Raw genomic sequence first — 12,160 nt, forward strand, 5'->3', positions numbered from 1 at the left:
CCCCGGGGCTCATGGCCCCGATGGCTAGATCGCGCCCTGCGCGCGTAACGCCTCGATCTGCGCCGGCGACAGGCCCAGCCGGCCCGCCAGCACGCTGTCGGTGTGCTCGCCCAGCAAGGGCGGACGCTCCAGCCGCGGATCGTCGAAACCATCGAACTTGAACGGCACCGGCACCGCGCCGAAGCGGCCGATGGCAGGATGCTCGTAGCTGGCCACCATGCCGCGCGCCAGCACGTGCTCGTTGTGCAGGATTTCCTCGACGTCCAGGATCGGGCCGGCCGGCACGCCGCGCGCATCGCAGCGGCGACACAGTTCGTCGCGCGTCAGCCGCGCGGCGGCCGCCGACAGGCCGGCCATGACTTCGTCGCGGCGCGCCACGCGCACGGCGTTGCGCGCCAGCTCCGGATCGTCGGCCCATTGCGGCAGGTCGAGCGCCTCGCACAGCGGCTTCCAGTGCTGATCGCTGCCGGTTATCTGCACCCAGCGTCCGTCGCCGCACTCGAAGGCGGCGGACGGCACCCGGCCGGGATGTTCGGTGCCCAGCCGCGGCGGCACCTCACCCAGCGCGAAGTAACGCGCGGCCGCCAGCGACAGCAGGCCGACCTGGCCGTCCAGCATGGAGAAGTCGATGTGGCAGCCCTGCCCCGAACGCGCCCGCCCCACCAGCGCCGACAGGATGCCGATGGCTGCCCACAGGCCCGAGGTCAGGTCGCTCACCGGCAGGCCCGGCTTGACCGGGCCGCCGCCGCGCTCGCCGGTCAGGCTCATGATGCCGCCCATGGCCTGGAATACGGTGTCATAGCCTTTGCGCGGCGCGTACGGCCCGGTCATGCCGAAGCCGGTGCACGAGAAATAGATCAGGCCGGGGTTGTCCGGCGCGATGTGCTCGCGGTCCAGCCCGTATTTGGCGAGCGTGCCGACCGGGAAGTTCTCGACCACCACGTCGCAGGTCTGCGCCAGGCGCCGGATCAGCGCCTGCCCTTCGGGGTGGCGGAAGTTCACCGTGACCGATTGCTTGCTGCGGTTGAAGGCCAGGTAATAGGCCGACTCGGTGCCGCCTTCGCCGCGCACCTTGGGCTCGAAACCGCGCGTCTCATCGCCGCCGCCGGGCTGTTCGACCTTGATCACGTCGGCGCCCAGCTCGGCCAGGATCATCGAGGCGAACGGGCACGCCAGCACGCGCGACAGGTCCAGGATGGTGACGCCTTCGAGCGGCCTCATCGCGCCGCTCCCTGGCGAAAGCCGCGCATGATGACGTTGGCGTCGCGGCCCACGCCCAGCGCCTCGGCCAGCCCCAGGTCGGCCGCGCGATGGAAGGCGCGCTTGGTCAGGCCCATGGCGGCCGGCTCCCAGCCAGCCAGGCGTTGCGCCATCGCCAATGCCTGGTCCAGCACCTGCGCGGCGGGCGCGACGCGGTTGGCGATGCCCAGCTGCAGCGCGCGGGCGCCGTCGATGGGCTCGGCCATCGCCACCAACTCGAAGGCATGCTTGCGGCCCACCTGCCGCACCAGGTTGGCCATGACCACCGCGGCCACGATGCCGTGGCGCAGTTCCGGATAGCCCAAGCGCACGTCCTCGGCCATCACGGTCAGGTCAGACGCCAGCGCCAGGCCGGCGCCGCCGCCGAGCGCATTGCCATGGACCGCGCCGATCACCGGCTTGACCATGCGCGAGAACACCAGGTGCAGATCGGTAGTGAGGTCGGCGCGGCGCAGCACCGCGTCGGGCTGTTCCGGCGTCAGGGCCGAGAACTCGCCGGTGTCGGCGCCGGCGCAGAACGACTTGCCGTTGCCCGCCAGCACCACCGCGCGCACCGCGTCGTCGCGGTCCGCCTGGCGCAAGGCCTCCAGCAGCGCCGTGGTCAACGCGGTGTTCAGGGCGTTGTGCTTTTCCGGACGGTTCAGGCGCAGCAGCCTCACCGCACCCAGGTCTTCAATGATCAATTCCGACATCACGGATATCCTCTTCCAATGGCGACAAGCAAAGTGATTGATTAAATCAACAATAAGGGTAAAAAAAGGCGCGGAGCGCACCCTCGCGCGGTCAGCGCGGCTGCACGCCGCGGCCGCGGCGCGCCGGCACCTCCGCCTTGCATTCATTCAGCATCTCCAGCGCATGCGCCGTCAGCTTGTCCAGCATGCGCTCCATCGCCTCGCGCTCGGCATCCGACAGCACCGACAGCATGCTTTCGTTGCGCTCGATCGCCGCGGGGAAAATTTCCTCGTACAGAGCGCGGCCGGCGCGCGTCAGGTCCAGGCTGACGCCACGGCCGTCCTGGCTGTCGGCGCTGCGCTGGATCAGGCCGCGCTCGATCAGTTCGGACACGGTGCGGCTGGCCTGGCTCTTGTCGATGTTGGCTTCGCGCGCCACGGCGTTCAACGACATGTCGGGCGCCGCGCCCAGCAGCGCGATGATGCGCCATTCGCGCGGACCGACGCCGTAGCGGCTTTCGTTCAAGCCGGCGGCAATGCGGCTGGAAACATAGGCCAGCCGGTTCAGCCGGTACGAGAACAGTTCCTTGAGCGCCCGGGGTGCGGGACGCGCGGCGGTGGCGGACTTGGATGCGGTGCGGGTGGCCATGGCGGACTCGTCAGATGCGGGAAAACGTGGCGTTCGCGCCCGGCGCGCGCCACTGCCCGCATGATATACAAAGGCGGCGCGCGCCCCTCACGCGGCCGCTCCCGCGGCAGCGCCGATCAGCGGGTTCAGCCCGCTTTGCGCCACCCGGCTGTGCAGGGCGCGACCCAGCACTTCCTGGCAATGGGCCGAGACGGCCGCCAGCCCCGCCAGGTCCAGGCCGGTGCGCACGCCCATGGACTCGAACAGGCTGACCAGATCTTCGGTGGCGACGTTGCCGGTATGGCCGCCGCCGTAGCGCACTTTGGCCGGATGCCCGCCGACACCGCCGAAGGCGCAATCGAAGTGGGTGACGCCTGCCTCCAGCGCCGCCACGTAGTTCACCAGGCCGGTGCCGCGCGTGTCATGGAAATGCGCCACCGGGGTCACCTGCGGCACCTCGCGCGCCATGCGCCCATACAGGTCGCGCACCGATGCCGGCGTGGCCATGCCGGTGGTGTCGCCCAGCGTGACAATGTCCACGCCCAGCGCGGCGAAGCGCCGCGCGTCGGCCATGACCGTCTCCGGATCGACGGCGCCTTCGAACGGGCAGCCGAACGCCACCGAAATCGTGCCGATCAGGCGGAAACGGCCGTCCGCCAGCCGCGCCATCTCCGCGATGTTGTCCCATTGGGCGGCGCGATCGCGCTTCAGGTTGCGCGTCGAATGCGATTCACTGGCCGAGACCAGCAGGCTGATCTCGTTGGCGCCGATGCCGGCATCCAGGTCGGCCCGCGCGCGCTCGACGGCGCGCGCATTGGCGCAGGTCGCCTTGTACCAGACGCCGGCGCGCCGCGGCAGCGCCGCCAGCAACTCGGTGGCGTCGGCGAATTGCGGCACCACCTTGGGATTGGAATACGAGGTCGCCTCGACCCGCTCGAAGCCCAGCGCGGCAAAGCGGTCGATCAGGTCGACCTTGACCGCGGTGTCGATGAAGTCCGGCTCATGCTGCAGGCCGTCGCGCGCGAAACATTCGCACAGCACCACGTCGCGCGCGCTCATGCCTGCTGCTCCAGTCCGAACAGCGCCAGCGCGTGGGCGCGCAGCTTGTTCTTCTGCACTTTGGAACTGCCGGTCATGCCGATGTGCTCGAAGCTGTCGACGATCTCGACATAACGCGGCACCTTGAAGTTGGCGCAATGCGCCTTGCACCAGGCCGTCAGCTCGTCCGGCGTGCAGTCCTGGCCTTCCTTGAGCAGCACGAACGCCGCCGGCACTTCGCCCAGGCGCGCATCCGGCACGCCCACCACCTGCGCCATGCGCACGGCGGGATGGCCGTGCAGCGTCTCTTCCACTTCCGCCGGCGCGACGTTCTCGCCGCCCACGCGGAACATGTCCTTCAGGCGGCCCACCATGCGCAGCCGGCCCGCCGCATCCATTTCGCCCAGGTCGCCGGTGCTGAGCCAGCCGTCCGCGCCAAGCGCTTTGGCGGTAGCCTCGGGCATCTTGTAGTAGCCCTTCATCACGCTCCAGCCACGCGCCTGGATCTCGCCCTGCATGCCGGCGGGCAGCGGCGCGCCCGTGCCCGGGTCCACCACGCGCACCTGCATGCCGGGATGCGGCAACGCCCAACCCATGGCGCGCAGCTCGAAGGGATCGTCGTGCGCGGACAGCGTGATGTTGGGCGAGGCCTCGGACTGGCCGTAGGCGTTGCAGATGCCCGGCACGCCCATCACGTCGCGGATCTTGCCCATCACCTGCGGACCTGCCGCCGCCCATCCGCCGCGCAGATGGATGCGCTTGCGGTCGAAATCGGGATGTCCCATCAGCATGAGGAAGATGGTGTCGTTGCCGGACGTCAGCGTGCAGCGTTCTTCGTCGAGCATGCGCAGCGCCTCGGCCACGTCGAACTTCGGCAGCGTCAGCAGGCAGCAGCCGGTCATCAGGCTGACCAGGATCGACAGGGTGGTGCCGGCCACATGGAAGTACGGACGGATGCTGAAATAGCGGTCGTCGGGCCGCACGCCGATGCGCTGCGCCGCGGCCCAGGCGTTGGTCAGCATGTTGGCATGCGTCAGCATCACGCCCTTGGGAAACGAGGTCGTGCCCGAGGTGTACTGGATCAGCAACACGTCGTCGGGCGCCACGGCGCGCAGGGCGGCGTCGAGCTCGATATCGTCGACCGTCTCGCCGGCACGCAGGAAGTCCTGCCACGGCTGCGCGCCCGCGAGGCAGCGCGCGCCCAGCACCACGACGCGCCGCAGCAACGGCAGCGCCTCGCCGGGCAAGCCACTGTCAAGCGCCGGCTCGACCTGGGTGAGCAGGCCGAGGAAGTCGATGCCCAGGAATGAGTCGGCCGTCAGCAGCAGCTTGACGTCGGCCTGCCTGAGGCAGAACGCCAGCTCATCGGTCTTGAAGCGCGTATTGACCGGCACCGTCACGGCGCCCAGCATGGCGCAGGCATAGAACACCTGCACCCAGGTGCCGCCGTTGCCCAGCAGCACGCCGACGTGGTCGCCACGGCGCACGCCGGCCGCATGCAGGCCGCGGGCGATACGTTGCGCGCCATCCTGCAGCGCGGCCCAGGTGTGGCGTTCGCCGGGCGCGACGAAGGCCTCGGCGGCGCCGCGCTCGGCCACCTGGCGCGCCAGCGCCTGCGACAGGGTCATCGGACCGATCATGCCTTGTCTCCCGCCGCGCCGAAGCCGGCGATGGCCTGCTTCCAGTCGCTGCCGCGCAGATTTTCCTCGATGGCCAGCAACTCGATCGCCATCGCGCCTTCGCGCGTGGTCGCCAATCCCTGGTCGATGCTGCGCTTGGTCAGCCTGACGGTCAGCGGCGCGGCGCGCGCGATGGCCGCCGCCATGCGCGCCGCTTCGCCCGCCAGCGCGTCGGGCGCATATACATGATTGACCAGGCCGATCTCGCGCGCTTCGGCCGCATCGAAACGGCGGCCGGTGAACAGCAATTCCTTGGCCTTGCGCGCGCCGGCGATGCGCGGCAGGCGCTGCGTGGCGCCGACCGTGCCCCACCCCACCTCCGGATAGCAGAACGTGGCCTCGGACGAGGCCAGCACGAAGTCGCAGGCGCCGGCGATCTCGCAACCGGAGCCGAACGCTGCGCCCTGCACCACCGCGATCACCGGCTGCGGCAGGCGTTCGATCGCGGCATAGGCGGCGAAGCCCTGTACCCGGCGCGCCGTCATTTCCGCGTTCGACATGGTCTTGCGCTCCTTGAGGTCGGCGCCGGCACAGAATGCCGTGCCGGCCGCGACGATCAACACCACGTGCGCGTCCGGATCGTCAGCCAGTTGCTGCATGGCCTGCACCAATTCGGCGCACATAAGGGAATTGAGCGCGTTGCGGCTGTCGGGCCGGTTCAGCGTCACCGTGGCGACACGGTCCTGCACGTCCAGCAGGATCGTGTGGAAAGTCGGGGTCATGCCTGCTCCTGGATGTTCTAGGTATGCGGCCGGACCGCCGCGCGGCGGCGACGACTGGCCATGCCAGGCAATATAGGGCACATAGTTGATTTAATCCACTAAATTTCGATGCTTATCCAATGGTGTTACACTTGCGCGCCGGTCTTTCCCTGGAATATCAAAGCACTAGGCGTCACTTAGCCTGATGCGATTCCAGCGCGAAGCCATCGCGCAGTCTCGCCGTAGTTAAATGGATATAACCGGCCCCTCCTAAGGGTCAATTGGTGGTTCGATTCCACCCGGCGAGGCCACCCTTCCCCGGCCTCGATTCCGCAGGCCATCCCAAGAAAATTCCCCGCTTTCAGCCAGATGAGGGTTAATCCGGGCTACGCTCACGCGCCGCGCGCCGGTAGCGTCTCGGGACGCGTTTGGTGACGAATACGCCATCCGTCAATACGACCCCGATATTTTTTTGGGCGATGATAGCGAATCGTCTTGCGCGTCACTTGAAATTGCTGTTTAAATTCGACGCGTAAGCCTCTAATTCATCTGGACTTTTCCTGAACCGTCACTAGCACGACCAGGGAAACAATTCTTCACAGACTGACAAGCCTGTTCAAACCATGGCATTTAACTGGAAACGTGCAATTGCGAACGCGATAGCGCCGGCGGCGCTGGCGATGTGCGCGCTCCTGCCCTCCGCCGCGCTCGCCGCGAAAAATACCGACCCTTGCAAGACCAACGCCAAATCGGCCGCTTGCAAGGCGCAACAAGCCAAGAAGGCGCCCGCTCCCGCCAAGAAGGCCGGCGCCGGCAAGGCCGCCGCCCCCAAGCAGAACGCGGCCAAGGGCGCGCCCAAGGCAGCCGCCGGCAAGCAAGCCGCGCCCAAGTCGGCCGCCGCCAAATCCACGCCCAAGGGCGCCGCCGGCAAACAGGCCGCGGGCAAGGGCGCGCCCAAGCAGGCCGCCGGCAAGAAGGCGCCTCCCAAGGGCGGCAAGCAGGCCGTCGCGCAGCAGGGTTCGTCCAAGAAGGGCGCCGCCGGCAAGAACGGCAAGCCGAACAAACCGTCGCGCGCGCAGCGCACGGCCGCCGCTGCGGCGGCCGCCGCCATGCCGCCGCCCGCGGTGTCGGTGCGCGCCGAAGCCGCCGCGCTGCGCTCCAGCACCGCCTATGTGCAGGACCTGGCCACGTCCACCGTGATCTTCGCCAAGAACGAAAACGTGGTGCGCCCCATCGCCTCGATTTCCAAGCTCATGACCGCGGTGGTGGTGGTGGATGCCAACCAGCCGATGGACGAGATGCTCGAGATCACCGATGAAGACATCGACGGCCTCAAGCACACCACCTCGCGCCTGCGCGTGGGCACCAAGCTGTCGCGCGGCGACATGCTGCACCTGGCCCTGATGTCTTCCGAGAACCGCGCCGCCAACGCGCTGGGCCGCCATTATCCGGGCGGCCTGCCCGCGTTCGTGGCCGCCATGAACGCCAAGGCGCAGTCGCTGGGCATGACCAGCACGCACTTCATCGAACCCACCGGCCTGTCCAGCGACAACGTGTCGTCGCCGCACGACCTGGCCCGCCTGCTGCGCGCCGCCTCGCAGCGTCCGCTGATCCACCGCTACTCCACCGATACCGAGTACGACGTCGAGATCAACAACCGCACGCAGACCTTCCGCAACACCAACCTGCTGGTGCGCAAGCCCGACTGGGACATCAAGGTGTCCAAGACCGGCTACATCAACGAAGCCGGCGAATGCCTGGTGATGCTGGCGCGCATCAATGGCCGCGACCTGGCCATCGTGCTGCTGGACTCGCAGGGCAAGCTGTCGCGCATCGGCGATGCGGTGCGCATCCGCCGCATCGTGCAAAGCGAAGTGGCCATGGCCTCGGCCCAACCCGGCGGCTGATCCGCGCCTCGCCCGCCCACGAAAAAGCCCGATCCTGGATCGGGCTTTTTTTCGTCCGGCGCCGGCCCGCCGCATGCGCGGACGCGGGCATCCGCTTTCCACAACGGCGGCCTTCGGAAGGCCTGTGTATGCTCGCCTACGCCGCGACCGCCCGTTTCGGCCGCAGCGGTTGCGGGTCGTACATCGAAGGCGGCAGGCCTTCCAGCACCGCCTTGGCGTTGAGCGAGCGGATCGGCACCGCGGCATCGGCGGGGATGCGGCCCTCGGCCTGCAGCAGTTGGTAGCGCAGGCAGCACACGCGCAGGAAGGAGGTGAAATTGGCGGCCTCGCCGCGGTACTCCACCAGTTCGTCGTAAAGGCGCTCGATCAATTGCGTGACCCGCATGCCGTCGCGCGCCGCGATCTCTTCCAGCACCTGCCAGAACAGTTGTTCCAGCCGCAGGCTGGTGGCCGCCCCATGCAGGCGCAGGGAGCGGGTTTCGGGCGCGTAGGACTGTTCGCTGGCGCGGATGAAGATTTCACACATGGGCGCTCCTGGTGCGGACACGATACTTGCGAGCCACTTTACGACGACACCCGGCGGCACGGCAAGACACCCCTGCCGGCAGGAGGACCTCGCCGATTCTGCAACGATAAGTTTCCTTGCCGCCCCCATCCGGACACCGTTGATATAAATCAAGGTCTCGGACGCGTACCCATCCGAGCATGCTAAGACTGATCTGACTTCGGAGGCAGCAATGAACAAGACCATGAAGGCCGCGGTGGCCCGCGCGTTCGGCAAACCCCTGGAAATCGAAGAAGTCGAGGTGCCGCGCCCGCGCGCGGGCGAACTGTTGGTGAAGATCGAGGCCTGCGGCGTCTGCCACACCGATCTGCACGCGGTCGAGGGCGACTGGCCGGTCAAGCCCAATCCCCCTTTCATCCCGGGCCACGAAGGCGTGGGCCACGTGGTGGCGGTGGGCGAAGGCGTGACGCACGTCAAGGAAGGCGACCGCGTCGGCATCCCCTGGCTGTATTCCGCCTGTGGCCATTGCGAGCATTGCCTGGGCGGCTGGGAGACGCTGTGCGAACAGCAGCAGAACGCCGGCTACTCCGTCAACGGCGGCTTCGCCGAGTACGCGCTGGCCGCGGCCGACTACGTGGGCCTGCTGCCGAAGAATGTCGGCTTCGTCGACATCGCCCCGGTACTGTGCGCCGGCGTCACGGTCTACAAAGGCCTGAAGATGACGGACACACGGCCGGGTAACTGGGTCGTGGTCTCCGGCATCGGCGGCCTGGGCCACATGGCGGTGCAGTATGCGCGCGCCATGGGCTTGAACGTGGCGGCCGTGGACATCGACGACGACAAACTGGATTTCGCCAAGCGTCTCGGCGCCGAGGTGGTCGTGAATGCCAAGACCACCGATCCGGCGGCTTACCTGAAGAAGGAAATCGGCGGCGCCCACGGCGCGCTGATCACGGCGGTTTCGCCCAAGGCCTTCGAGCAGGCGCTGGGCATGGTGCGTCGCGGCGGCACGGTGGCGCTCAACGGCCTGCCGCCGGGCGACTTCCCGCTGTCGATCTTCGACATGGTGCTCAACGGCGTGACGGTGCGCGGTTCGATCGTGGGTTCGCGGCTGGACTTGCAGGAATCGCTGCAGTTCGCCGAGGAAGGCAAGGTGCGCGCGACCGTGGCGACCGAGAAGCTGGAGAACATCAACAGCGTGTTCGACCGCATGCGCCGCGGCCAGATCGAAGGCCGCATCGTGCTGGACATGGCGGCGTAACACTCGCCTCGCCCAGCAAAAAGGCGCCTGCCATGGCAGGCGCCTTTGTTTTGCTGCGGAGCGGGAATGCACGCAGGGCGCGGGAACGGCGCCCCCCCTTTCATGGCGCGGCAGCGGATCGCGCGAGGCGGCGCCGGCCACGCGGCCGGTTCAGTGCGTGATCCGGGTCCCAAGCACGGCCAGGAACTGCGCCAGCCATGCCGGATGCGCGGGCCAGGCCGGCGCCGTCACCAGGTTGCCGTCGGTGTAGGCCTGGTCGATGCCGATCTCGGCGTAGGTGCCGCCGGCCAGGCGCACTTCCGGCGCGCAGGCGGGATAGGCCGAGCAGGTGCGGCCTTCCAGGATGCCCGCGGCCGCCAGCAATTGGGCGCCATGGCAGACGGCGGCGATCGGCTTTCCGGCCTTGTCGAAGGCGCGCACGATCTCCAGCACCTTTTCGTTCAGGCGCAGGTATTCCGGCGCGCGTCCGCCCGGGATCACCAGGCCGTCGTAGGAATCGGCCTCGACGCGGTCGAAGTCATAGTTCAGGGCGAAATTGTGGCCGCGCTTTTCGCTGTAGGTCTGCGCGCCCTCGAAGTCGTGGATGGCGGTGGCGATGCTCTCGCCGGACTTCTTGCCCGGGCAGACCGCGTGCACCGTGTGGCCCACCGCCAGCAGCGTCTGGAACGGCACCATGGTTTCGTAGTCTTCGGCGTAGTCGCCGACCAGCATCAACAGTCTCTTGCTCATGTTTGTCTCCTGGGGATGGGGGATCGCCGGCTGGTGCGCCCGCGGGCCGGGCGGCCGGTTCTTGATGTTCTTGGACCATTGTGCCCCCGCCGGAGGACGCGGGGGTGGTAACGGGATACCACGCGGGCCGCGAGGCCGCTGCGCCCCTTATTCCAGCGCCACGGTCACCGGCCTGGCGTCCAGCAGGCTCACCAGCACGTTCGGGTCGATTCCCACCAGGTAGCCGCGGCGGCCGCCGTTGATGTAGACGACCGGGTATTGCAGCACCTCGGCCTCGACCCACACCGGCATCTTCTTGCGCGTGCCGAACGGCGAGGTGCCGCCGACCTGGTAGCCGGAATGACGCTGCGCGACTTCCGGCTTGCACGGTTCGACCTTCTTCAGGCCGGCCTGGCGCGCCAGGTTCTTGGTGGAGACTTCGCGGTCGCCGTGCATCACCACGATCAGCGGCTTGGCCGATTCGTCTTCCATCACCAGCGTCTTGACCACCGCGTGCGGGTCCAGACCCAGCTGGCGCGCGGCCTCGCCGGCGCCGCCGTGATCGACGTAGTCGTAGGTATGTTCGGTGTACGCCACCTTGTGCTGCTTGAGGAACTGGGTGGCGGGCGTTTCGGAAACGTGGCGGGCTTTGCTCATGGCGGTGCGGCGAAAAGGCGAAGGCAAAAGTGTAGGCAGGCCGGCGATGGCGCGCAAACGCCCGCGTCAGCCGCGCGGATGATGCGCCGCGTGCAAGGCCTTCAGGCGTTCGCGCGCCACATGCGTGTAGATCTGGGTGGTGGAGATGTCGGCGTGGCCCAGCAGCATCTGCACCACCCGCAGATCGGCGCCATGGTTCAGCAGATGGGTGGCGAAGGCGTGGCGCAGCACGTGCGGCGACAGCGGCGCATGCACGCCCGCCAGCACCGCGTACTTCTTCACCAGCTGCCAGAACGCCTGGCGCGACATCGCCTCGGCGCGGCCGGTGATGAAAAGCGCGTCGCTGACGCGGCCCGCGGCCAGCTCGGGCCGCGCCATTTTCATGTATTGGTCGATCCAGTGCGCCGCCTCCGCCCCCAGCGGCACCAGGCGGTCCTTGCCGCCCTTGCCCAGCACCACGCGCACCACGCCTTCGTTCAGGCTGACGTCCAGCGCCCGCACGCCAACCAGCTCGGACACGCGCAGGCCGGTGGCATACAGCATTTCCAGCATGGCGCGGTCGCGCAGGCCGCGCGGCTCGTTCAGGTCCGGCGCGCGCAGCAACGCGTCGACCTGTTGCTCGGACAGCGTCTTGGGCAGGCGCGGCGGCTGCTTGGCGGCCACCAGCGTCAGGCAGGGATCATGCGCCGCGCGATGCTCGCGCAATGCCCAGGCGTAGAAGCGCCGCAGCGCCGCCAGGCGGCGGTTGGCGGTGGTGGCGCGGGTTTCCTCGTGGCGAAAGGCAAACCAGGCCTCGATATCGGCCTTGCCGGCCTCGGCCAGCGCCTTGGCGGGGCCGGCCGGCAGCGCGTGCGCCGACGCCGCGTCGCCGTAGCGGTCGGCCATCTCGCGGGCGTAGGCCTCGGGGTCTTCCAGCCAGCGGGCAAAGCCGGTCAGGTCGCGCCGGTAGGCCGCCAGGGTGTTGGCCGACAGGCCGTCCTCGAGCCAGACGGCGTCGATGAAGGCATCGATGTCGGCCTGGGAAGCAAGCGGCGCGCGGGAATCAGGCATGGGACCGGGAGGAAGGCGTCAGGAAAACGGGTCGGCCAAGGCGTAGCGGAGCGCCGCGCTAAGGCCTGGCGCGGCATCGGCCGCGGGATGGGCAA

The 12,160-nt window shown here is 68.4% G+C and carries 12 protein-coding genes and 1 tRNA gene; 3 read left to right on the forward strand and 10 right to left on the reverse strand.

Annotated features, from left to right (window positions below):
* Positions 1-24 precede the first annotated feature (24 nt).
* The 6 genes from ACUTAG_RS07530 to ACUTAG_RS07555 all read right to left on the reverse strand — a co-directional run bounded on the left by ACUTAG_RS07530 (position 25) and on the right by ACUTAG_RS07555 (position 5,998).
* Entirely contained in the window at positions 25-1,221 is a 1,197-nt protein-coding gene (locus ACUTAG_RS07530) for a CaiB/BaiF CoA transferase family protein (RefSeq protein ID WP_024070111.1), read from the reverse strand.
* Positions 1,218-1,952, reverse strand: a complete 735-nt coding sequence (locus ACUTAG_RS07535) for an enoyl-CoA hydratase/isomerase family protein (RefSeq protein WP_110059562.1) — start codon at positions 1,950-1,952, stop codon at positions 1,218-1,220. The genes ACUTAG_RS07530 and ACUTAG_RS07535 overlap by 4 nt, the downstream gene beginning before the upstream one ends.
* Before the next feature lie 91 nt (positions 1,953-2,043).
* On the reverse strand, positions 2,044-2,580 hold the full coding sequence (locus tag ACUTAG_RS07540) for a MarR family winged helix-turn-helix transcriptional regulator (protein WP_006385515.1): 537 nt from the start codon (positions 2,578-2,580) through the stop codon (positions 2,044-2,046).
* Between the two features lie 87 nt (positions 2,581-2,667).
* Complete coding sequence (locus tag ACUTAG_RS07545; RefSeq protein ID WP_006385516.1) at positions 2,668-3,618, reverse strand: hydroxymethylglutaryl-CoA lyase; 951 nt, start codon at positions 3,616-3,618, stop codon at positions 2,668-2,670.
* Entirely contained in the window at positions 3,615-5,237 is a 1,623-nt protein-coding gene (locus ACUTAG_RS07550; protein WP_006385517.1) for an AMP-binding protein, read from the reverse strand. The genes ACUTAG_RS07545 and ACUTAG_RS07550 overlap by 4 nt, the downstream gene beginning before the upstream one ends.
* A complete protein-coding gene (locus tag ACUTAG_RS07555) occupies positions 5,234-5,998 on the reverse strand; it encodes an enoyl-CoA hydratase/isomerase family protein (RefSeq protein WP_148319218.1) in 765 nt (254 codons plus the stop codon). Before ACUTAG_RS07555 ends, ACUTAG_RS07550 begins: the two co-directional genes overlap by 4 nt.
* A 215-nt stretch (positions 5,999-6,213) precedes the next feature.
* Here ACUTAG_RS07555 and ACUTAG_RS07560 point away from each other — a divergent pair.
* A tRNA-Arg gene (locus tag ACUTAG_RS07560) sits at positions 6,214-6,288 on the forward strand.
* 312 nt (positions 6,289-6,600) lie between these two features.
* Complete coding sequence (gene pbpG / locus ACUTAG_RS07565; RefSeq protein WP_024070114.1) at positions 6,601-7,884, forward strand: D-alanyl-D-alanine endopeptidase; 1,284 nt, start codon at positions 6,601-6,603, stop codon at positions 7,882-7,884.
* A 136-nt stretch (positions 7,885-8,020) separates the two neighbouring features.
* Here pbpG and ACUTAG_RS07570 read toward each other — a convergent pair whose 3' ends face one another.
* Positions 8,021-8,410: a ribbon-helix-helix domain-containing protein gene (locus ACUTAG_RS07570; RefSeq protein ID WP_006385521.1), complete on the reverse strand. Its 390-nt coding sequence runs from the start codon at positions 8,408-8,410 to the stop codon at positions 8,021-8,023.
* Positions 8,411-8,621: 211 nt separating this feature from the next.
* Here ACUTAG_RS07570 and adhP point away from each other — a divergent pair, with 211 nt between their 5' ends.
* Positions 8,622-9,650 carry an alcohol dehydrogenase AdhP gene (gene adhP / locus ACUTAG_RS07575; RefSeq protein WP_020926756.1) on the forward strand — a complete coding sequence of 343 codons (1,029 nt, stop codon included), beginning with the start codon at positions 8,622-8,624 and terminating at the stop codon, positions 9,648-9,650.
* A gap of 150 nt (positions 9,651-9,800) precedes the next feature.
* Here the strand turns inward: adhP and ACUTAG_RS07580 are convergent, their stop codons facing one another.
* From ACUTAG_RS07580 to xerD, 3 genes are all read right to left on the reverse strand, one after another.
* The gene (locus ACUTAG_RS07580) at positions 9,801-10,379 is read right to left on the reverse strand and encodes a DJ-1/PfpI family protein (RefSeq protein ID WP_006385523.1); all 579 of its coding nucleotides are present in this window, start codon (positions 10,377-10,379) and stop codon (positions 9,801-9,803) included.
* A 147-nt stretch (positions 10,380-10,526) separates the two neighbouring features.
* Positions 10,527-11,015, reverse strand: a complete 489-nt coding sequence (gene ybaK, locus ACUTAG_RS07585) for a Cys-tRNA(Pro) deacylase (protein WP_026383153.1) — start codon at positions 11,013-11,015, stop codon at positions 10,527-10,529.
* 66 nt (positions 11,016-11,081) lie between these two features.
* On the reverse strand, positions 11,082-12,065 hold the full coding sequence (gene xerD / locus ACUTAG_RS07590) for a site-specific tyrosine recombinase XerD (RefSeq protein ID WP_024070116.1): 984 nt from the start codon (positions 12,063-12,065) through the stop codon (positions 11,082-11,084).
* Positions 12,066-12,160: the final 95 nt, after the last annotated feature.

This window comes from Achromobacter sp. CSND-B12, from assembly GCF_052906545.1.